The following is a 22,365-nucleotide window of genomic DNA, read 5'->3' as shown; positions in this document are numbered from 1 at the left end:
AACAAAATGGGCGACCTTGCGGTCGCCCTTATCGTTCTTATTAACCTTTCACACCACCGGCGGTTAATCCTCCGACTAACCAGCGCTGCGCAAGTAAGAATACGATGGTAATTGGTAGTGCAGACAATACTGCTGCTGCTGCAAAATCGCCCCATAGATAGTTCTGAGGGTATAGATACTGCTGCATACCAACCGCTAATGTATATGAGTTTACATCAGAAAGTAGTAGTGATGCTACAGGAACTTCACCCACCACACCGATAAACGACAGGATGAACACCACGGCTAGGATAGGCACTGATAACGGTAACAGTACTAGTTTAAACGCTTGCCAAGGTGTTGCGCCATCTAGCGCTGCCGCTTCTTCTAAAGAGTTATCAATTGTTTCGAAATAACCTTTAATGGTCCATACGTGCAGTGCGATACCCCCTAAGTAGGAGAAGATAAGACCACCGTGTGTGTTCAAACCTAGGAACGGAATGTACTGACCTAGCTTATCAAACAACGCATATAGTGCTACCAACGCAAGTACTGCCGGGAACATTTGGAAGATCATCATCGCTTTTAGGATCGTGTCTTTACCTCTAAAGCGCATGCGAGCGAATGCGTACGCCGATGTGGTCGATAGCGCCACAATCAGGATAGAAGTAATACCCGCAACCTTCACTGAGTTCCATAGCCATGTAAGTACCGGGAACGGAGGTGGCGTGACTGTGCCATCTGCGTTCGTCACAGAGAAGCCTAATGCTAACTTCCAGTGCTCTAGAGATGGGTTATCTGGGATCAAGCTACCTGTTGCAAAGTTACCTTCACGGAATGAGATAGCCACAATCATAAGTAGTGGGAAGATAATCGCTGACAGGAATATCCATAGTGCAGCGTGTGTCGCCCATACACGGTATTTAAGAGATTTACCTTGTACCATTGCCATTGTCGGTACTCCTTAATCCTGAGACAGCTTAGTGAAACGTAGGTTGAGTAGTGCTAGACCACCGACCAATAGGAAGATAAGTGTCGCGATTGCACTTGCTAGACCGAAGTCTTGACCGCCGCCGCCTTCAAATGCGATACGGTAGGTGTAGCTAACTAGTAAATCGGTGTAACCTGCTGGCTCTGAAGTGCCGATCATATTCGGGCCACCTTGAGTCAATAGCTGGATTAACACGAAGTTATTGAAGTTAAATGCAAAGCTGGCAATCAATAGCGGCGTAAGCGGCTTGATCATCAGAGGCATTGTAATGCGACGGAAGTTATCGACAAAGTTGGCACCGTCAATCGCAGACGCTTCGTAAAGGTCTTCTGGAATCGCTTTGAGTAGACCCATACATAGAATCATCATGTACGGGAAACCTAACCAAGTGTTAACGAAAACAATCATCACTTTCGCCATCAACGGATCAGAGAACCATGACGGGCTAATACCAAACAGAGCTTCCAACACCATGTTGATTTCACCAAAGCTCTGGTTAAATAGACCTTTAAAGATCAAGATAGAGATAAACGCAGGTACCGCATATGGAAGAATCAAAAGCACTCGATAAATCGCACGACCTTTAATCTCTTCCCACTGAACAACACTCGCCAACACCAAGCCAATAATCACCGTCAGGCCAACCGTTAACGCAGAGAACACAACCGTCCAGATAAAGATGCTTACGAACGGCTCTTTGATACCATCATCTTTCCACACACGTTCGAAGTTCGCACCACCAATGCCCACAACGAACCCAGGAGACACTGTTGAACCAGTAAATTGGCCATTTTCGTCAACCGGCTGATAGAAGCCCACTTCCATGTTTGGACGTAGCATTTCTTGGGTGCGGTTGTTGTAAAGTGATTCACCATCGTCTTGCAACGTGTAAAGAGGAACAACCGCAGCAAATTTACGCAGACCGCTCATGCGAATGTCTTCACCAGAAGGCAGATGTAAATCTACTGCGCCCAAACCAGATTTATTCTTGATGATGGTCTTAATTTTTTCTTTTTCGCCCGCGACGGATTCAACCGGAGCTAAATCCATATCAGCGCCTGGAGACGCAAGATTAAACTCTTCTGTCGCTAACAGTTGCTCGCCTTTTTTCACTGCAATACGGTGACCATTCTCGGTCTTGTAAAGCGTGAATGGGTAGCTATCACCGCTTTGGAAGGTGCGGTCGAGCAATACCGTCTGTGCACGGTCAAAGGAAAGTTGGTTTTTTGCACTGTAGTTAGTGAAGGCTAGGTTTACCGTGTACGCAAGAGGAAACAGGATAAACAGGATCATGCCTGCAATACCTGGATAAATGTAACGGTGGGCGTAAGTCTTTTTACTACCAAAGATGTACAACGCCAGTGCTGATAAGATAAGGGTAAGCAGCGCGAAAGCTGTCTCACCGCGAGAATACATTAAGACGGTTGCGTAGCCATTGACGATACCGACAGAAGCAAGAACAGCCCATTTTATAAAGACGTTTTTACTTGATGGCAAGCTCGTTGTTGTAGATGTCATAGCATCTGTACCTTGAACTGACTGCATAAGAGAACCTGCTAGCGATAATAAAACTTAGAAAAGGAGGAGAGGTTGCCCTCTCCTCAAAAGGGTATTACTTAATTATTTAGTCATCTGTTTTTCTGCATCTGCAAGTGCTGCATCTACAGTTTGACGACCATCAACAACGTTTACGATCGCGTTTTTCGCTGCGCCCCAGAATGCGCTCATTTGCGGGATGTTTGGCATGATTTCGCCGTTCATCGCGTTGTCCATTGTCGCTGCGATACGCTTGTCTGAATCAAGCTCACGTTGGAATGAGTTAAGCGCTACTGCACCTAGTGGCTTGTCATCGTTCACTTTACGTAGACCTTCGTTAGTCAGTAGGTAGTTCTCGATGAACTCTACCGCTAGGTCTTTGTTAGGAGACGCTGTGCTGATACCTGCAGTCAATACACCAACGAAAGGCTTCGAAGATTGACCGTTAAATTTAGGCAGTGTTGTTACACCGTAGTTGATGCCTGACTTCTCGATGTTGCCCCATGACCAAGGACCGTTGATTGTCATCGCAGTCGTGCCTTGGTTGAATGCAGACTCAGAGACAGAGTAGTCCATATCAGACGAGATCACGCCTTTCTCAACCAAACCTTTAACGAAGCTCATCGCGTCTTTTACGCCATCTTTCGCGATACCAGCGTCTTTGATGTCGTAACCTTCTGCACCGTATTTGAATGCGTAACCGCCATCAGCTGCCATTAGAGGCCATGTGAAGTACGGTTCTTTTAGGTTCCACATGATTGCAGACTTGCCTTCTTTCTTCAGTTTCGCGTCTAACGCTTCCACTTCTTCCCAGCTCTTAGGTGGGTTAGGCACTAAGTCTTTGTTGTAGATTAGAGATAGAGACTCAACTGCTACAGGGTAGCCGATGATCTTGCCATCGTATTTCACAGCATCCCATGCGAAGTCTACGATGCCTTCTTTAATTTCTTTAGACGGTTTGATTTCAGCTAGGAGACCAGACTCAGCGTAACCACCAAAGCGGTCGTGCGCCCAGAACACAATATCAGGACCGTCACCAGTCGCTGCTGTTTGAGGGAATTTGTCTTGAAGAGCATCTGGGTGAGCAACGGTTACTTTGATACCCGTATCTTCTTCAAACTGTTTACCTACTTCAGCAAGTCCGTTGTAACCTTTATCGCCGTTAATCCAGATAGTTAATTGACCTTCTTCGATAGCAGCATTTGCACCAAATGAGCCAAGAGCAACTAGCGTACCTAGTGCCACTGTGCTTAGGGCATTTTTCATGTTCATATCCTTTTAATTTTTGTGTTGTAGGGGTCAACCTAGAGGCTTCACCGTATTTCGCCATATATTTTCAGCCAAACTGACAAATAGCTCATCCTCCTACTCCCTACGCCCTAAGTATTATGGCTTATTTTCGTGATCCCTATCGTTTGAGGTTGGAGAGCAAAATCACAAAAACGACTCTTAATGTGATCAGATTCACCGTTACCAGCCAGAATTATTTGAACTCGATCTAACTGTGGCTTTTCCTCCCTCCTCTCCCTCCTCCTCATCTACTACCCCCATAAAAAATCAACACGGGAGGATGTATAACCGTCGGGTAAAAGGGAAACTACAGCCATCCAAGAGTGGATAGTAAGAACCCTTAACAGTCAGTTCACAGGCGAAAGCCGATAAGAACGCTGATTTGCAATGCCGCTGGGGTTTGCTGTGACAGCATAATCATTCGTAGGGTTGTAATCGAAAGATTTCACAAAAACGGGGGAGATGCTTATGCTGTACGGGGGAAGCAGACTTTGTATTGGCTTTGGTGGGTGATGTGAGTAATCCGTCACCCTCATTTTCTTACTCTTTGAAAGAATCCATTCCTTACCAGATTCCTACTGTTACTGCTCGCACGATAACTCATATAATGATGAGCAGTAAAAATAAAAAATATTGATCGAGGGCGAGCTAGATGGCGAGTGTCACGTTAAAAAATGTATGTAAAGCTTACGGTGACGTATTAATTTCGAAAAACGTTGATTTAGAAATCAAAGAAGGCGAATTCGTTGTATTTGTTGGTCCGTCAGGTTGTGGTAAGTCAACGTTGCTGCGTTGTATTGCTGGTCTAGAAGACATTACCTCGGGTGAACTCTTCATTGGTGAAGAGCGCATGAACGATGTTGAGCCATCTAAACGCGGTGTCGGCATGGTTTTCCAGTCTTACGCGCTTTATCCACACCTAAACCTTTACGACAACATGTCTTTTGGTCTTAAGCTTGCCAAAGCAGACAAGCAAGAGATCGACAAACGCGTTGAGCACGCAGCAGAAATTCTTCAACTGAGTCACCTGCTTGAGCGCCAACCAAAAGCTCTATCTGGTGGTCAACGTCAACGTGTTGCTATCGGCCGTACTTTGGTTTCTCAGCCAAACGTCTTCCTACTTGATGAGCCATTATCGAACCTTGATGCCGCCTTACGTGTACAGATGCGTTCAGAAATCACCAAGCTGCAACGCAAACTGGGCTGTACCATGATCTACGTAACACACGATCAGGTTGAAGCGATGACCATGGCTGACAAGATCGTGGTTCTAGATGCCGGTTTTGTTTCACAAGTGGGTAAACCGCTTGAATTGTATCACTACCCTCAAAACCGTTTTGTTGCTGGTTTTATCGGCTCACCAAAAATGAACTTCATGAGCGTGTTCATTGAAGCAGTAGAAAAAGACCGCGTTATGGTACAACTTGCCAACGGTACCGCGTTCTGGATTCCAGTTGATGGCACAACCGTTGTTAAAGGCGAGCGTATGTCTTTGGGTGTCCGCCCAGAACACTTATTGCCAGCAAACGAAGGTGACGCAACCATCGAAGGCGAAGTCAATATCGTTGAAAAACTAGGTAACGAAACCCAAGCTTACCTGCACATCGACGCCGCTGACGCGGACATGATTTACCGTCAACCTGACACCCTAGATGTAGAGCCTGGTGATAAACTTTCTGTCGGTATCCCTGCACACCGTTGTCACCTATTCCACAGCGATGGCAAAGCGTGTCAGCGCCTATACAGAGAATCTGGCGTAGAGTTCCAAGACAATTAATCAAGTTTGACTTGGTCACAAAAAAGCCCCTTCATCGGGGCTTTTTTCGTTGGTCTATCTCCGCTGTTACACTAACAGGTCGCTTTCCATCACACGCGCCCTTCTCAAGATCATAGAGAGGGTTGCTGCCATGCAAACTCCAGCGATGATCCTCCCTTGCTAGTTTCCGATACTGAGTAGGCGTCACGCCTATATACGTTTGGAACGTCTCATAGAATCGGCTGCTTGAATTGAATCCCACGGTAAGCGCAATATCTAAAATGGTTCTATCCGTATCACTTAGCAATGCTCTTGCGTGATTAATCCGCATCGCTGTAATGTACTGCTTAATCGTCATCTGCATCGTTCGTTGAAAAACATTCATGGCATAGTTGGCATGTAACCCAACATGCTCTGCAATTTTTTTGGTGGTCAGTGGCACATTATGGTGAGTTGCTATGAACTCAAGCATTTGACTGACGTAAAACTGTGAATGCTTCGATACCCCTTTTTTCGCCGATTTATCCGCTTGGGTTGAAACCAACGGCTTCCAACCATCCACGCAAACTCGACGCAACATCAATCCAATCTCATCGACGGCAAGCTGTTGACGACTTTCAGAATCATCACTCATTTCCTTGGCCCATCTCGCCAATTCAAACTCACTCACCAAAGATGTTGAGTTTGACTGCAAGACGCACCCATGGGTAATTTGGTTGACGAGATCCCGACTTAACGGCCAAGACATAAACTGATGGATAGGAATATTGATAATCCCCATGTTATGGCTTCTTCCGGGCTCAGTTAGACGATGAGGGACAGAAGCCCAAAACACCCCTATACCACCGTTTTCTATGACGACTGGCGTGCCATTGACGATGTACTCAACATCATCACCAAATGGAATATTGACCTCCACCTGTCCATGCCAGTGATAGCCGGGCATAGAATGGGGAGCTCGCACTTCAACATCTATCTTCTCGTACGACGAATACAACGAAAGCGGGCTGACAAGTACATTGTCATCTGAGTACTCACTTTGGGTAACAAGGTGTGTCGCTTCGGTTTCTCGTTTACTCATCAATGATTCCGTTAAAAATGGGATAGCCTAGTTTTGCAAATCTAACACCGCATTACTCAGACCCAGCTCATACCAAACTATACTCATCACACTCTGTTATGGCCTAGTTCATTGATATTCTGAATGCCGACACATTCCATCCCGCTTTGTATTCAATGTCTCCCAAAAACTCAGATATCGGCAATTGCAATTAAAAATATTAGGAAATAGGAGTCTGCGGTTTTTAAGTGAGACGAATCTGCTTGGTTTACTCGGGTAATGTTTACTCATCCAACCCAATACGTGATAGATGAGGAAGAAGAGAATGAATAACCCGAAGATCACCTTCATCGGTGCAGGTTCAACCATTTTTGTGAAGAATATTCTTGGCGATGTGTTTCATAAACCTGCTTTGAAAAACGCCCATATAGCCCTCATGGACATTGACGGAACCCGCTTAGAAGAATCTTATCTGGTGGTGAGTAAGCTGATGCAGTCTTCTGGAGCAACGGGCTCAATAAGCTGCCATTTGGACCAAAGAGAAGCTCTAGAAGATGCCGACTTTGTCGTGATCGCCTTTCAAATTGGTGGCTATGAGCCCTGCACCGTCACCGATTTTGAAGTGTGTAAGCGTCACGGATTAGAGCAAACTATCGCCGATACGCTTGGCCCAGGCGGCATCATGCGCTCGTTACGTACCATTCCTCATCTTTGGAAAGTGTGTGAAGACATGAGCGAGCTATGCCCGAATGCGACCATGCTTAACTACGTCAATCCAATGGCAATGAATACTTGGGCCATGTACGAGAAGTACCCAAACATCAAGCAAGTCGGTCTATGTCACTCTGTACAAGGTACGGCAGAAGAGCTGGCTCGTGATCTAGGCTTAGACTACCAAGATCTCCGTTATACCTGTGCGGGCATCAATCATATGGCCTACTACTTAACTCTCGAGAAGAAGACTGAACAAGGTGATTATGTCGATATTTACCCTGATCTACTCGCGGCTTTTGAAAGTGGTCAAGCGCCGAAACCCGGCCTACATCATAATGGTCGTTGCACTAATCTAGTTAGGTACGAAATGTTTAAGAAGCTCGGCTATTTCGTCACTGAATCATCCGAACATTTCTCTGAATACACCCCTTATTTTATTAAGCCAAACCGCCCAGATTTGATTGAGCGTTATAAAGTACCACTCGACGAATACCCAAAACGTTGTGTAGAACAAATTGCGGATTGGAAGCAAGATCTAGAAGCCTTTAAAAATGCCGATGAGATCAGCGTCAGTGAATCTCACGAGTATGCAAGCACCATCATGAATTCCATTTGGACAGGCACTCCGAGTGTCATCTATGGCAATGTCAAAAATGAGGCTTTGATTGATAACTTGCCACACGGTTGCTGTGTTGAAGTCGCCTGCCTTGTCGATGCAAATGGTATTCAACCAATTAAAGCGGGCAAGCTGCCTAGCCATCTCGCCGCGTTAATGCAGACCAATATCAATGTGCAAACACTACTGACAGAAGCGATTTTAACTGAAAACCGTGAGCGAATTTACCATGCGGCCATGCTCGACCCGCATACAGCAGCCGTCTTGGGGTTAGAGGAAATTTACGCTTTAGTCGACGACTTAATCGAGGCTCATCAAGGTTGGCTACCTGATTGGGTCTATCCAAAAGCCTAATAAAAAATAATAACAAGCATTTCTGATAATAAATTAACGTGAAAACAATGCGCCTTCTGCTTAGAAGGCGTAAGGAGCACCCATGAGCATTTCAATGAACACAAAGCTGAGTTATGGCTTTGGGGCATTTGGTAAGGACTTCGCCATTACCATTGTCTATATGTACCTGATGTTTTACTACACGGATGTAGTAGGTATCTCCGCGGCGACAGTGGGAACCATCTTTCTGGTTGCCCGAATATGGGATGCGGTCAATGACCCAATTATGGGCTGGATCGTTAACAACACTCGTAGCCGCTGGGGAAAATTTAAACCTTGGATATTAGTGGGCACGGTGACCAACTCTGTTGTGCTGTTTATGCTGTTCAGCGCTCACCATATAGAAGGCCCGTGGCTTATCGCTTATGCCGCTGTCACTTACATTTTATGGGGGATGACCTACACTTTGATGGATATTCCGTTCTGGTCTTTAGTCCCTACTCTAACGCTAGATAAGCGCGAGCGAGAAGACCTTGTCCCCTACCCAAGGTTTTTTGCCAGCCTCGCTTGGCTTGTGACCGCCGCCATTGCAATGCCGTTTGTGAACTATGTGGGAGGTGACGACAAGGGCTATGGATTCCAAGTCTTTACTTTGCTGCTTATTGGCTGCTTTGTTGTCTCCACCTACATCACGCTAAGAAATGTGAAAGAACGTTATTCGACCAAATCACTAGACAGCAGTAAACCCGAAGAGAAAGTAACACTGAACAAGCTGCTTAAACTGATCTACAAAAATGACCAGCTAACCAGTGTGTTGTGTATGGCACTGTCATACAACCTTGCCACCAACATCATCACCGCCTTTGCGGTTTATTACTTCACTTATGTCGTCGGCAACGAAGACCTATTCCCTTACTACATGGCGTACGCGGGGATCGCCAACCTGATAACGCTGGTACTATTCCCTAAACTTGCGCAACTATTCTCTCGCCGAACCTTGTGGGCGTGCGCTTCAAGTCTGCCAATTCTAGGCAGCGCTGTACTCATCTATGTAGGCATGTACGATAAGCAAAGCATTGTGCTGATCTCCACTGCTGGTGTGCTGCTACAAATCGGAACCGCACTGTTTTGGGTACTGAACGTCATCATGGTGGCAGACACAGTAGACTATGGCGAATGCAAACTCGGCCAGCGCTGTGAAAGTATCGCTTACTCTGTTCAGACTCTGGTTGTAAAGGCTGGGTCAGCGTTCGCCGCTTTCTTCATCGGCATTGCTCTTACTGCTGTCGACTATGTCCCTAACGTCGTGCAAACTCCTGAAACCGTATTTGGTATGCAGTGCATCATGATCGGTTTACCTGCGTTGTTTTTTGCAATCGCGCTGGTTGTTTACTTCCGTTTCTACAAGCTCAACGGCCAGTACCACCAAAACATCCAAGACCAACTTACCGCTAAGTACCAGCATGTGACAGACTCTGAATCCCAGTTAAGCGGTCAGCCAAAGGCCATCGATCCAGCTCAAGTGACACAGTAGTCAATCGGGTGATGCCCACTTTGCAATGAGCAACTGGTTAGCGAAGATGAACCGGTCGGAGTAACAACTACGATTGAGGCTCTCAAGTCAGAGAGCCTCTTGTTTCTGGATTATTCTTTCTTATCACTATTGCCACTACGTTTAAACAAACTGTCCATGAGCTCCATCGGTAAAGGGAAGGCAATGGTCGAACTCTTCTCACCCGCTATCTCCGTCAAGGTTTGTAGATAACGCAGCAGCATCGCATTGGGTTGAGAAGCCATTTTACTCGCCGCTTCGACTAACTTCTCTGACGCCTCCATTTCACCCGACGCATGAATCACTTTAGCGCGTCTTGCCCGCTCCGCTTCTGCTTGTTTAGCAATGGCGCGGATCATACTTTCATTCAGATCGACATGCTTAATCTCGACATCAGAAACTTTGATCCCCCAACCATCTGAGCGCGCATCAAGAATGGTTTGAATGTCGGTGTTAAGCATTTCACGATTGGCCAGCATCTCATCCAATTCATGTTGGCCAAGTACGCTCCGCAGAGTGGTTTGTGCCAATTGCGATGTCGCGGCAAGGTAATCTTCAACATTGATGATGGCTTTTTGTGAATCAACCACGCGAAAATAGATCACGGCATTGACTCGAACTGACACATTATCGCGACTGATCACATCCTGGCTCGGAACATCCATAACGACAGTCCGCAGATCGACCTTGACCATCTGTTGGATCATTGGGATAACGACGATTAGTCCAGGGCCTTTTACAGTCTGGAACCGCCCAAGAAAGAACACGACACCGCGCTCATACTCGCGCAGAACATGAAAAAAACTGAACGCCAGTAATAACACCAAGCCAACTAAGATAACCGGGGTGAGCAAGCCACTGGTAATTATCTGCTCCATCATATCAACCTCCTTTGACCTTGGTTACCAACAAGGTCAGTCCCTCTACGGCGACAATTTCCACCATTTCGTCATCAGCAAAACCTTGCTCTCCACGCGCAGCCCACCGTTCCCCTGCCACATAGACATACCCTTGGGTAACAAAGCCCTTCTCAACTCTCGCCATGCTGCCTATAAGGTTGTCTAAGCCACTCACTACTTGTCGGTGTCGCAATTGCCACAAGCGACGAAGCACAAACAGTAGTAATGCGCCAGTCGTTGCTGCTAACAAATAAATTAAGCTTGGCGAAACACGCAATTCAGGGATATCGCTGTCGATCAAGAAAATTGAGCCAAGCACAAACGCAATCACACCACCAAACCCCATAATGCCAAAACTCGGCAGCAGGGATTCTGCCACTAGTAACCCCAACCCCAGAACAATGAGTCCAACTCCGACGTAATTAATCGGTAGCATTTGGAAAGCGTAAGTGGCCACAAGTAAGCTGATTGCCCCAACCACACCGGCGACCCCAAAACCTGGGCTGTAAAACTCGAGCAACAAGCCATAGATACCGATGATCATCAGTAGATAAGCGATGTTTGGGTTGGTGATAGTCGCAAGAAATTGATGACGCCAATCGGGCTGCCTGACGTCAAGTTCCACCTCGGAAAACGCCAGTGCGACAGAAGCTTGGTTGACCTCTACCTCCTGACCATTGAGCTTATTCAGCAGGTCCTGAGGTGAGTCAGCCAAAAGGTTAATGACATTGTTATCCAGCGCTTCAGTGGCAGAAAGTGTTGCAGCGTCCCTGACGGCTTCTTCCGCCCATTCTGCATTGCGCCCTCTCAGCTGCGCCAAAGAGCGTATGTAAGCGATAGAGTCATTGAGTACTTTGTTTTCCATAGCTGAGGGTTCTGACGACTCTTGTTCTTTCTGGGTTGGGCTAGGCCCTCCAATACTCACTGGCGTGGCCGCTCCTAACGACGTCGCGGGAGCCATCGCGGCAATATGACAAGCGTAAAGTATAAACGTCCCGGCGCTGGCCGCTCTGGCTCCTTGAGGGTGAACCAAACATAAGATAGGGATCTGAGAATTTAAAATTGCCTGATTAATATCGCGCAGGCTAGTCACCAAACCTCCGGGGGTATCAATGGTGATGATAAGCGCTGGACTGCCGACTTTGTTAGCTCGCGCGATTTCTTCTATCACATACTGCCCCACCGCTGGACCAATAGCGCCATCTATCGAAATAAGGGGAACGGTAGGCGGTTTTGAAGGCACAGCCTCTTCTGCCGCAATGAACGCAGAAAAGCAAAGCAACAACACGGATAAAATATTTCTAAGAACCTGAGTCACTTCGACACCTCCCAGAACTTTTATCTGATTAAATTGTAGTCCATTCCCTTACACTTGGTATGGAGAAAGGTTTGGAATCACTCTTTGGTTTAGGAGCTTTTATCCCAAACTTGGCCTTGAAAGGTATTTTGTGATTGAGTCGATATTTTTTGAAAATAGTCTTTTTAATTAACTTAGAGATAATATGCGAATAAACACACGACAATAAATATAATATTCATTTACAACAAATATATAATCAAATTAACAATAGAACATTCATACTGATGATTAAACTCTGAATACTATTCAATAACACTGGCCACTTTTTAATCACAGTTTTATTTTTAGCCAATTTATTGCTCCAATTTTGTCAGATAAAGTACTTATCGAATTTATCTATGAGGATACTCGATATGATGCTTCGTAAATTTAACCCTATTGCTATAGCATTAATTACCATTACGTCTTTAGCTGGTTGTAATGATGAAGAGACAACCATTGTAGAAACTCGAAATCCGAGCACAGCACCTGATCTTGCCATGCGTGAGGTATTCCGAGATTACCAGTCGGCAATATCTACCTTAGACAGTACAACCTTTGGTCAAGTCACTGATCAGATGTCCGTCTCTCGTCAGGCTGTAGACCGCTTGTACCTTGATAAGCTTGAAGCTATTGACCGCGACTCGCTCAGTGACGAAGATAAGATCTATTACGATACATTTATCTTCGACCGAAATATTAAATTAAGAGGAGCTTCACTTCCTAATACTCGTTTTGGTAACTTCGATATTCCTATTACCCACTTTTATAATTATATTCAATGGAATGCCGACTACGCTGGTAAAAAATTAACTGATATTGATGATTATCGGGATCATATACAAGTGGTAAGAGAATTTACCTCTTGGGTTAATAATCTTAAGTCACTTTATTCTTTGGGAATAATAGACTCTGCCCAATTACCTAAAGTTCTAACGACTCGTTTTATTGAATCGACAGAGAATACCGTCGCTAAGGATAATTATGCGTTGCTTCGCCGAGGTGTGACTCATTTAAATACTCTTGGCGACACCTCCGATCTTCCCGCCGAATATGATAAGGCCGTTGATGACGCGGTCGCAGCACTTACCGATTTAGTCGATTTCCTCAAAACCGACTACATTACCGCGGCAAGAGGCACTGGTGCTGCTGGCAGTATCCAAGACACCAATATTGGCTGGGGTGATCTACCCAATGGTCAAGCCTGGTATCAATGGCAACTTGACCGAAACAGCACCACAGGTAAGTCGGCTATGGAGCTAAACCAACTGGGCGAACAGTTGGTTGCCGAAGCAAAAGCCGAGATGATTCGAGTAGCTAAACTGGTGGCAGAGAAACGGGGCAATACCATTACCGCAAACTGGCGCAAGAGTGATGGCACATTCGAAATGCGTGATTTCAATATTGCCGATGGCAGTGGCAATATTAACCTATCTGAGTTCTTTGATTACCTTAACAGCGAACAGTTCTTCTATGGCCGCGATGGTGTGAACGTCGGAGATACTCAATACAAAACGCTCTGTGACGAAGCCTCTAATTCCAACGCCTGTCAATCGGCCTTGATTGACTACAACACCTTTAAGACCGATGCAAACGATGTGGTTGCTGGTTACTTCAAAACCATCGAAACGGACTACACGATTGTACCAACTCCGGCATCGGGCGAGCTTTATGAAGGTGTCGCTTCCTATGGTAGCAACAAATTCAACCTCAATACCCACCCAGACTATAGCTTGCAGAAGTGGAATGTCTCTACGCTTCTTCTTCACGAAGCCGCGCCGGGCCACCATTTCCAAAACGCTTACTCGATAGAGTACCCACCGGCGAATAAGCCAGACTATATTAAAAACGTTTGGTACACCGCCTATGCCGAAGGTTGGGCGCTCTACACGGAATGGCTAGGTTTGGAGATGGGCATATACGGGAAACTCGATGACAAGGGGTTACCTACGTTTGTCGAAGGAACGGGTATGTGTAAAGCGGACCTCGACTACAATACCTTCCAAGGTGGCATCTACCTTGACGCTGAGGAATGTAATGCCCTGCAATACTTCGGCAGCCTCAATGAAGCGCAACTGCGGAATATGCGTCTCGCGGTAGATACAGGCATTCACGCTAAAGGTTGGAGTATCGAGCAGGCGCAAACCTATATGAATGACAATTCAGCTCTCGGGGATGGCGACATCGAGTCTGAGAGCTATCGCTACGCGGCTTATGTCGGTCAAGCCGTTTCATACAAATCGGGATTCTTAGTGATCAAAGCGTTGCTGGACAAAGCGCAAACCGAATTGGGTGACAAGTTTGATTGGGCTTCATTCCATGATCAGTTGCTCAAATACGGCGACCAGCCTATGGAAGTGGTTGAAACCAGCATCGAAAACTGGATAAAAACGCAGAAATAGACAAAAAAAGAGCCAGCGTTACGCTGGCTCTTTCCATTCAAGCTAATCACTTTATCGGCGTGTAGCCATATTCATCAATCAAAGCTTTAGCTTCTTTGCTTTTTAGATACTGAATAAAGTCCTGAGAATCTTTTTTCAGTTCACCACTGCTGTATAGCACTAGGAAAGGACGAGACAACTCATAGCGCCCCGTCGCGATGTTCTTACTGGTCGCTTCAATCCCTTCAAACTGAATTGCTTTCACCGAGCGGTCTACTGACCCCGTCGATACGAAACCGATCGCTTGTTTATTATGGTTCACAATGGTTTTAACCATGCTATTGCTATTAACCACTAAGTTATCTGGATTAATGTCTGATACCAAACGACCATTAATCACTTTGGTCAAACCGAGCAAGCTTTCAAAACTATAACGAGAGCCAGAAGATGCTTCACGAGTGACGACGGCGATCTTTTGATCCTGCCCGCCTAACTGTTTCCAGTTGGTGATCTTACCTTTGTAGATATCGAACAACTGTTCACGGGTAATGTTTTGTAGCGAGTTAGATTGATTCACGACAACCGCCAAACCGTCGAAAGCAATCGGCGTCACCATCAAGGATTCATCTTGCTCACTTTCCGTTAAATAGCGCGAGCTCATACCGATATCGGCAACCCCTTTCTTGACCAGGGTGATCCCAGCCGTCGAGCCAATCCCTTGTACAGCAATGTAACTTTCTGGATGAGACTTATTAAACTCTTCTGCCAGTACATCCATAACACGCGCTACCGACGTTGAGCCAGACACATTCACTTCTTGTGCATGAAGTGACGGAGCGAAAAACGAAAAAGAAACCAGTGCGGCCAGCACAACACGAACCATAATTTTCTCCCATATGAATCTAGGTAAGCGATGATATTGGCAGCCATCTTATTGCGGTTAGATGACATTTTTGTGAAAAACTATACAGACAGCGAAATAACCATTAAATACTATGATTAGATTGAGATAGGGAGTCGCTATGGCCGTTGTAAGTTTGCTACAAAAACAAGTCGAAAGTCGCGCGCAGCTGATTTGTCAGCAGCGCAACCAAAGCATGCCGGCAGAGTTAGGCAAAGCAAGCTACGAAACAACAGGCGCTGGCGTGGTGTTTATCAAGCAACACTTCCTGCTTGATTCAAGCCACTGTGATTACATGTTACCTGTTGCCAAAGTTGAGTGGAGTATAGATAAGCGTCATTGGGAGTTGTTTGTTCCTGATGACACACTGTCCGATCACTGGCTACCTTACCCATTCCTAGCAGGAAGCAGCGATCTCACCGCCATCATGCGTGAGGTGGACAAAGACCCTAAATCGGTATTCTGGGAAGATTAACCATTCTGCAAGCTGCATACAAAAGAGGGTGCCATTGGGCACCCTCTTACGTTAATTCAACTGCCTTACTCTGCAGCCGTTTCTGGTTCCGCTGCTGGTAACTCTGCAAACACTCGCGTTGGCTTAGCCACAATGCTACGGTTTTCTTGGTTTACTTCAGCCAAAACGACCTCTAATACATCCCCCAAACGATACTCGATTTGCTTGTCGACTGAGACAGTACCATTTTCACCATTGCACTCTAGGCGCTCTTTATTGGCCAAAATAAGCGAACCTGGGATAAAGGCCGCCGCACCATTTTCAAGTAAACGTACACGCATACCCGCTCGATTGATGTCGAAGATCTCGCCTTGGAAGGTGGTTGCTTTCTCTGGTTCAGCTGCCAGTGTGCGAGCGTAAAGCCAGTCGCCAACATTGCGCTCTGCGATCTTATGGTGCTTACGGTGCAATGCCAGCTCTTCACCAACGGTTTCATCTGCCGTCTGCACTGGCTCTTTACCTAGAATATGTGCTTTCAACATACGATGGTTAATCATGTCACCGTATTTACGAATTGGTGAGGTCCATGTTGCGTATAGGTCTAAGCCCATTGCGTAATGTGGAAGAGGTTGATTACCAATTTCACTGTACGCTTGCGATTTGCGGATACGATTGTCCAAGTAAGAGGTTTCTTGGCTTGCCAACCAACGGCGCAGCGCAGCAAACCCTTCTAGGGTAGCAATAGATTCCGCAGTAAATGGCAGTTCACCCTCAGGATTCACTAGTGCAACCACATCTTCGATTTTCTCTGGTTTGAAGCCCGCATGGGTATTGAACACACCTGAGTTAAAGCTAGCTTGTAGCGTCTTACCAGCACAGATGTTCGCTGTAATCATCGCTTCTTCAACCAAGCGGTTGGCACTACGACGCATGTCCGCATGGATAGCTACCACGTCGTTATCTTCGCTCAGTTCAAAGCGGTAATCAGGGCGATCTGGGAATACCACGGCATTTTTCTCACGCCAATCCGCGCGAGCAAGAGAGAAGTCGTACAAGTCACGAACAATCTGAGCAATCTCTTCGCTTGGCTGCCATGCGTCTGACTGGCCATTTTCGATCCAGTCTGAAACATGATCGTATGCTAAACGAGCGTGAGATTTAATGTTCGCCGCGAAGAACTGAATATCGTCCGCAATCACACCGTCTTTACTGATGGTCACGCTGCAACATACCGCTGGACGCTGTTCACCTTCAATCAGTGAACACAGCTCATCTGCGAGATCACGCGGCAGCATTGGGATATTGCGACCTGGTAAGTAAATAGTGAAGCCTCGTTGACGAGCCACTTTATCCATCTCGCTATCTGGCGTGATGTAAGCGGTTGGATCGGCAATCGCAATGGTCAACTCAAAATCGCCATTGTCCTTTTTCTTCGCGAACAGGGCATCATCCATATCTTTGGTAGACTCACCATCAATCGTCACGAAAGGAACGTGCGTCATATCGATACGTTCAAGATCCGCATCGTCTCTGATTTCCCAATTATCGATACCTGCTGGCTCACTGTTGGGCAGATCGTTTTGTGCCAAGGTTACCCACCAAGGTGCAATCTTGTCGTCAGCATCGGTGATCTTTTCCGAGATCTCGACAAAGAAGCCATTATCACCTTTTAAAGGGTGGCGAGTTAGATGCGCTACAACCCAATCGCCTTCTTTAAGATCATCGCTCTTAATGCCTTTGCGAGTTTTCGCTTTTAGTGACAGTTTTTTCAGCTGCGGGTGATCAGGGGTAACGTTCAATTTACCTTTGAACAGTTTCACGCGACCAATAAAACGAGTTAAAGACTGTTCCAATAACTCTTCAGGCTCGGCAACTTCGCGCTCTTTTTCCGTGCGGATAATTGCTTTAACCTTATCACCATGGATACATTTCTTCATGTACGGTGGCGGAATAAAGAAACTCGTTTTGCTGTCTACTTCTAGAAAGCCAAAGCCCTTCTCGGTCGCTTTGATTGTGCCTTCCTTTTTCGGTAGGGTTTCTTGAATTTGCTGCTTAAGTTGAGCCAATAGCGGGTTATCTTGGAACATCTGTACATTTCTTACTGAAAAAATTGCTGACACTATATCATCGGCCTATTTACCAAGCTACCTTGAGCGGGTAACAATTCCATCAATGGCAATTCATCAAGCACTTAGTTTCGTAAATACTTGCTCTAAATGACGATATTATGGCCACTTTTCTCTTCTCTGAGAAAAATTTGTGATGTAATTCAATTTTTTCTAGCTTTTTTTATGCATTTAGGGAATAATCCGCCCCCTTATTTACGTCCCTAGCGGCTTGATGCGATTTACGACTTTTCCGCATCTGAATGGAATCAGCTCTCAACTGGATTGGTATTGGAATTGGTAGAGCTCGTGGGACCTTTTGTTGACATAAAAATAGTAGGATCCCAATGACAGATTCTGTAACTCAGTTTAGCGATCTAGCGCTTAACGACTCTATCCTTTCAGCTCTTGAAGGTATGGGTTTCGTTTCTCCAACCCCTATCCAAGCGGCATCTATCCCGCACCTAATGGAAGGCGTTGACGCACTAGGTAAAGCGCAAACTGGTACTGGTAAAACAGCAGCCTTCTCTCTACCACTTCTAAACAAACTTGATCTTGGTCAGCGTAAGCCTCAAGCGATCGTTCTTGCACCAACACGTGAACTAGCGATTCAGGTAGCCGCTGAAATCAAGAACCTCGGCCAAAACATCTCTGGTCTTAAAGTTCTTGAGATCTACGGTGGTACTTCAATCGTTGACCAAATGCGTGCTCTTAAGCACGGTGCTCACATTGTTGTTGGTACTCCAGGTCGTGTTCAAGACCTTATCAACCGTGATCGCCTACACCTAGACGAAGTACACACGTTCGTTCTAGATGAAGCTGACGAAATGCTAAACATGGGCTTCGTAGACGACGTAACAGCAATCATGGAGCACGCTCCTGAATCTGCACAACGTGTTCTATTCTCTGCAACTATGCCTCCAATGCTGAAAAACATTGTTGAGCGCTTCTTGCGTGAACCTGTCACTATCGACGTAGCAGGTAAGAACCACACCGTAGATAAAGTAGAGCAACAGTTCTGGGTTGTTAAAGGCGTAGAGAAAGACGAAGCAATGTCTCGCCTTCTAGAAACAGAAGAGACAGACGCATCAATCGTATTCGTACGTACACGTCAAGATACTGAGCGTCTTGCTGATTGGTTATGTGCACGTGGCTTTAAAGCGTCTGCACTGCACGGCGACATCCCTCAGTCTCTACGTGAGCGTACTGTTGATCACATCAAACAAGGTGTTATCGACATTCTAGTTGCCACTGACGTTGTAGCACGTGGTCTTGACGTTCCACGTATCACGCACGTATTTAACTACGACATCCCATTCGATGTTGAGTCTTACATCCACCGTATCGGCCGTACAGGTCGTGCTGGTCGTAAAGGTAAAGCGATCCTTCTTGTTCGCACTAACCAACTACGCATGCTTCGCACTATCGAGCGCGTAACTAAGTCATCGATGGAAGAAATCCAACTTCCACACCGTGACAAAGTAGCAGAAGCTCGTCTTGCTAAATTGGGTGCTGAGCTAGAAACTGAAAAAGAACACAAAGCACTAGAGAAGTTCTCTGAGCTAGTTGAAAAACTACAAGAGTCTCTAGAGCTTGATGCTGCAACACTTGCGGCAATCTTGCTTAAACGTCAGCAAGGTAAACGTCCTCTATTCTACATTGGTGAAGATCCAATGATTGAAGCGATTGAACGTGATAAGCAGCGTCGTAAAGAGCGTCGTGAAGGCGGTCGCGATGGTCGTGGCCGTGATCGTAACTTCAACAACCAAGATTGGGATACTTACCAGTTCCAAGTTGGTCGTGAGCAAGGCGTTCAAGTTAAAGACATCGTTGGTGCACTAGCAAATGAGCTAGGTCTAACTAAAGGCTCTATCGGTGCGATCAAGCTAGCTCAAGGCGAGACTTATGTTCAGCTGCCTAAAGCAATGTCTTCTGATACTGCAGGCAAACTACGCAAGCTGCGTATCCGTCAGAAGCAAGTTGACGCGGTAGTATGTGACTTTAACGATTTCCGTGAGCCTCGCCGTGGCGGTGGTCGTGATGGCGGTCGTGGCCGCGATGGTGGTCGTCGTGAAGGCGGTTACCGTGGCAACCGTGATGGCAATCGCGAAGGTGGCTACCGTGGAAACCGTGACGGCAACCGCGAAGGTGGTTACCGTGGTAACCGTGAAGGCGGCCGTGGTAGCCGTGATGGCGAGCGTCGTTTTGACCGCAATCGCGGTGGCGACCACCGTGGTAACTACCGTGGCGAACGTGGCCATGGTCGTGACCGTCGCAGCGAAGGCTAATCTGCGATAAACAGTTATGAAAAAGGGTACGCAATGCGTACCCTTTTTTGTGCTTCAAAGTAAAGCGTTATTCAGACTTGCCAAAAATATACTTGTCCATCATGGCAACCATACGACCAATCTCTGGTTTAGTAATGGTGTCATTCGCGCCTAAAGCCAACGCTTTAGCTCGGTTGTCTTCACTCATCAACGACGAGAACATTACGATCGGCATCGTCGCATAAGCTTCAGTATCACGTAGACGCTTCACTAAGTGCATACCGTCCATACGGGGCATTTCAACGTCAGTCACGACAGCGTCAATCAATTCACTGACAGGCAAACCTTCTTCTTTCGCCACTTCAATCAAGCTGACGAGTTTCTCGTGCGCTTCACCGCCGTCTTTACAGGCGATAATGTTATAGCCAGCAGAACTTAATGTGTCTTGAATCAACGAGCGAATAAACGCAGAGTCATCGACCACCATAACAGTTTTCGCATTACGTTTGGTCACCATACGCTGGTTCAGATCAACACTGCGGTCAGCGGTAACATCGTATTTTTCCATGCTGAGCTCAGGGTTGATATCGGCAATGATCTTCTCAAAGTCCAAAATCATGATCAGATTGCCATCTTTGCGCACCACGGCAACCACACAATCTTGTTCACCCGCCTCTAGGAACTGGCTTGGTGACTCAACATCATTCCAAGAAATGCGGTGAATACGGCTGATAGAGTCAATCAAGAAGCCGTTGGTCATGTTGTTAAAGTCCGTGACGATAACAAACTTACGAGCTAAGTCTTTGCTAGTCTTAACCCCCAACCACCCAGCGAGATCCACCAGCGGCGTTAAAATATCGCGTGATGAAAACACCCCAATCATATGTGGCTGAGCATTTGGATAATCGGTCGTTTCCGGAACCTGAATCACTTCACGAACTTTCGCGACGTTAATACCGTAGTAACAGGTTTTCTTCGAGCCATCAGGCATCTCTTTGACCAGATGAAACTCGATGATCTCTAACTCGTTAGTACCACTTTCCGTGAGTATCGTACTACTGGATACACTCATATTTTCTTTATGCCTACATTAAACTTTAGGGGTATGCCCCTTTTTAACTGCTATTGAGTCATTTGTAAAATTGATTTGCATCCCTCTGTGCAGGTTGTGATTGACACTACATTCGATCAATCAATGGGATGCCAATGACTTGGAGGAACCAGCCCCCACTTTTCCATAGCAGCTTTCGAATAGATGGCGTTGCCTTGATTACCTATAATAATAGGGATGTTCTTAGCCGATTCACCATCAATAATTTTATTGACCAAAGAGCCTGCCGCCACTCCCTGGCTTTTTCCGAACAACACGACACCACCAGCAGCTTTCTGCTTATCGACAGCAAAATCCCAAAAGGCAAAAACGGGCAGCGATGAATGTTGATTGGTCCACGTAATAATTTCATCGGCAGGAACGCTATTTCCTTTAGCATCAATCAAGGTTTGATATAAACCAACAATCACTGCTGACACACCTTCTTGCGGGGCAGACAAAATATGTTTACGCCACTGCTCACGTGTACTTGCCGCCACTATCTCAACTTCCACACCTAGGTTACTGCGTATCAAGTTGTATTGTCGCTCTATATGTCGCCTGGCGATATCAGACGTTGCGCCAGAATCAAACATAATTCTCACTTTAAGCGGGTTATTGGGAAGAAAGCGTTTGAGTTCTCCTAAGGTTTTCACAAATAACGGTCTCTCTAACACACCGGTGATCTGCGCCCGCCCTCGATAACGCATCATGACCTTACGAGGGTTGGCATTCACACCAAGGAACACCACGGAGATCGGATCTTCGTAGATTTTTGGCCACATGTACTTAAGCGCATTATCATCTCCGAGGATGACAATCTCTGGTTTAAACTCCAAATACTTAAGAAACGCAAGCTCTGCCATTTTGGGGTATTCCGTTGGCGGGATTCGCTTGGTATTCATTTGGAAGGTTTCAAGCTCTACACCCGGCTGCAGGGTCTCGGTCAGCCCCTCAAGATAGCTGCGATCCCACTCGAACTCAGAATGGTAGCTTTCTATCAGCAAGACTTTTGTCGCTTCAACAGGCAAAGAAAGCAAACAAAGTACTATAAGCCATCGCATGATGTGCTCCTAAAAAATCTCATACCCTCAGTTTAGTC

The 22,365-nt window shown here is 46.2% G+C and carries 16 protein-coding genes; 6 read left to right on the top strand and 10 right to left on the bottom strand.

The window, feature by feature from the left end; all coding sequences use genetic code 11:
• Positions 1 to 40: 40 nt before the first annotated feature.
• The 3 genes from malG to malE all read right to left on the bottom strand — a co-directional run bounded on the left by malG (position 41) and on the right by malE (position 3,772).
• The gene (malG, locus tag RH45_RS18270; protein ID WP_008080020.1) at positions 41 to 931 is read right to left on the bottom strand and encodes a maltose ABC transporter permease MalG; all 891 of its coding nucleotides are present in this window, start codon (positions 929 to 931) and stop codon (positions 41 to 43) included.
• Positions 932 to 943: 12 nt separating this feature from the next.
• On the bottom strand, positions 944 to 2,515 hold the full coding sequence (gene malF, locus RH45_RS18265) for a maltose ABC transporter permease MalF (protein ID WP_008080018.1): 1,572 nt from the start codon (positions 2,513 to 2,515) through the stop codon (positions 944 to 946).
• A 75-nt stretch (positions 2,516 to 2,590) separates the two neighbouring features.
• A complete protein-coding gene (malE, locus tag RH45_RS18260; RefSeq protein WP_008080016.1) occupies positions 2,591 to 3,772 on the bottom strand; it encodes a maltose/maltodextrin ABC transporter substrate-binding protein MalE in 1,182 nt (393 codons plus the stop codon).
• Positions 3,773 to 4,448: 676 nt separating this feature from the next.
• On the opposite strand from malE, the gene malK reads away from it, so the two are divergent.
• A complete protein-coding gene (gene malK, locus RH45_RS18255; protein ID WP_008080014.1) occupies positions 4,449 to 5,573 on the top strand; it encodes a maltose/maltodextrin ABC transporter ATP-binding protein MalK in 1,125 nt (374 codons plus the stop codon).
• A gap of 31 nt (positions 5,574 to 5,604) precedes the next feature.
• Here malK and melR read toward each other — a convergent pair whose 3' ends face one another.
• A complete protein-coding gene (melR, locus tag RH45_RS18250) occupies positions 5,605 to 6,633 on the bottom strand; it encodes a transcriptional regulator MelR (protein ID WP_008080013.1) in 1,029 nt (342 codons plus the stop codon).
• 304 nt (positions 6,634 to 6,937) lie between these two features.
• Between melR and melA the strand changes: the two genes are divergently transcribed.
• Positions 6,938 to 8,296, top strand: a complete 1,359-nt coding sequence (gene melA, locus RH45_RS18245) for an alpha-glucosidase/alpha-galactosidase (protein ID WP_008080011.1) — start codon at positions 6,938 to 6,940, stop codon at positions 8,294 to 8,296.
• 82 nt (positions 8,297 to 8,378) lie between these two features.
• Positions 8,379 to 9,809 carry a melibiose:sodium transporter MelB gene (gene melB, locus RH45_RS18240; RefSeq protein WP_008080010.1) on the top strand — a complete coding sequence of 477 codons (1,431 nt, stop codon included), beginning with the start codon at positions 8,379 to 8,381 and terminating at the stop codon, positions 9,807 to 9,809.
• A 110-nt stretch (positions 9,810 to 9,919) separates the two neighbouring features.
• Here the strand turns inward: melB and RH45_RS18235 are convergent, their stop codons facing one another.
• On the bottom strand, positions 9,920 to 10,708 hold the full coding sequence (locus RH45_RS18235) for a slipin family protein (protein WP_008080009.1): 789 nt from the start codon (positions 10,706 to 10,708) through the stop codon (positions 9,920 to 9,922).
• Position 10,709: 1 nt separating this feature from the next.
• Positions 10,710 to 12,044, bottom strand: coding sequence for an NfeD family protein (locus RH45_RS18230; RefSeq protein WP_039958902.1), 1,335 nt, complete (start codon positions 12,042 to 12,044; stop codon positions 10,710 to 10,712).
• A 395-nt stretch (positions 12,045 to 12,439) separates the two neighbouring features.
• Between RH45_RS18230 and RH45_RS18225 the strand changes: the two genes are divergently transcribed.
• Positions 12,440 to 14,467, top strand: a complete 2,028-nt coding sequence (locus tag RH45_RS18225) for a DUF885 domain-containing protein (RefSeq protein WP_008080007.1) — start codon at positions 12,440 to 12,442, stop codon at positions 14,465 to 14,467.
• A 46-nt stretch (positions 14,468 to 14,513) separates the two neighbouring features.
• On the opposite strand, the gene RH45_RS18220 is transcribed toward RH45_RS18225, so the two are convergent.
• Positions 14,514 to 15,329 carry a phosphate ABC transporter substrate-binding protein gene (locus tag RH45_RS18220; protein ID WP_008080006.1) on the bottom strand — a complete coding sequence of 272 codons (816 nt, stop codon included), beginning with the start codon at positions 15,327 to 15,329 and terminating at the stop codon, positions 14,514 to 14,516.
• Between the two features lie 139 nt (positions 15,330 to 15,468).
• On the opposite strand from RH45_RS18220, the gene RH45_RS18215 reads away from it, so the two are divergent.
• Complete coding sequence (locus RH45_RS18215; RefSeq protein ID WP_008080005.1) at positions 15,469 to 15,822, top strand: DUF3024 domain-containing protein; 354 nt, start codon at positions 15,469 to 15,471, stop codon at positions 15,820 to 15,822.
• A gap of 65 nt (positions 15,823 to 15,887) precedes the next feature.
• On the opposite strand, the gene rnb is transcribed toward RH45_RS18215, so the two are convergent.
• Positions 15,888 to 17,888, bottom strand: coding sequence for an exoribonuclease II (gene rnb, locus RH45_RS18210; protein ID WP_008080004.1), 2,001 nt, complete (start codon positions 17,886 to 17,888; stop codon positions 15,888 to 15,890).
• Positions 17,889 to 18,253: 365 nt separating this feature from the next.
• Here rnb and RH45_RS18205 point away from each other — a divergent pair, with 365 nt between their 5' ends.
• A complete protein-coding gene (locus RH45_RS18205; protein ID WP_008080003.1) occupies positions 18,254 to 20,194 on the top strand; it encodes a DEAD/DEAH box helicase in 1,941 nt (646 codons plus the stop codon).
• A gap of 67 nt (positions 20,195 to 20,261) precedes the next feature.
• On the opposite strand, the gene RH45_RS18200 is transcribed toward RH45_RS18205, so the two are convergent.
• Together RH45_RS18200 and RH45_RS18195 are read right to left on the bottom strand one after the other, a co-directional pair.
• Entirely contained in the window at positions 20,262 to 21,245 is a 984-nt protein-coding gene (locus RH45_RS18200) for a chemotaxis protein (RefSeq protein WP_008079997.1), read from the bottom strand.
• Positions 21,246 to 21,361: 116 nt separating this feature from the next.
• Entirely contained in the window at positions 21,362 to 22,327 is a 966-nt protein-coding gene (locus RH45_RS18195) for an ABC transporter substrate-binding protein (RefSeq protein ID WP_008079995.1), read from the bottom strand.
• Positions 22,328 to 22,365 lie beyond the last annotated feature (38 nt).

Origin of the sequence: Vibrio sinaloensis DSM 21326, from assembly GCF_000189275.1 — a bacterium.
GTDB classification, from domain to species: Bacteria; Pseudomonadota; Gammaproteobacteria; order Enterobacterales; family Vibrionaceae; genus Vibrio; species Vibrio sinaloensis.
Note: the sequence above shows the minus strand (reverse complement) of the source record. Positions and strands in the feature narration are given on the sequence as shown.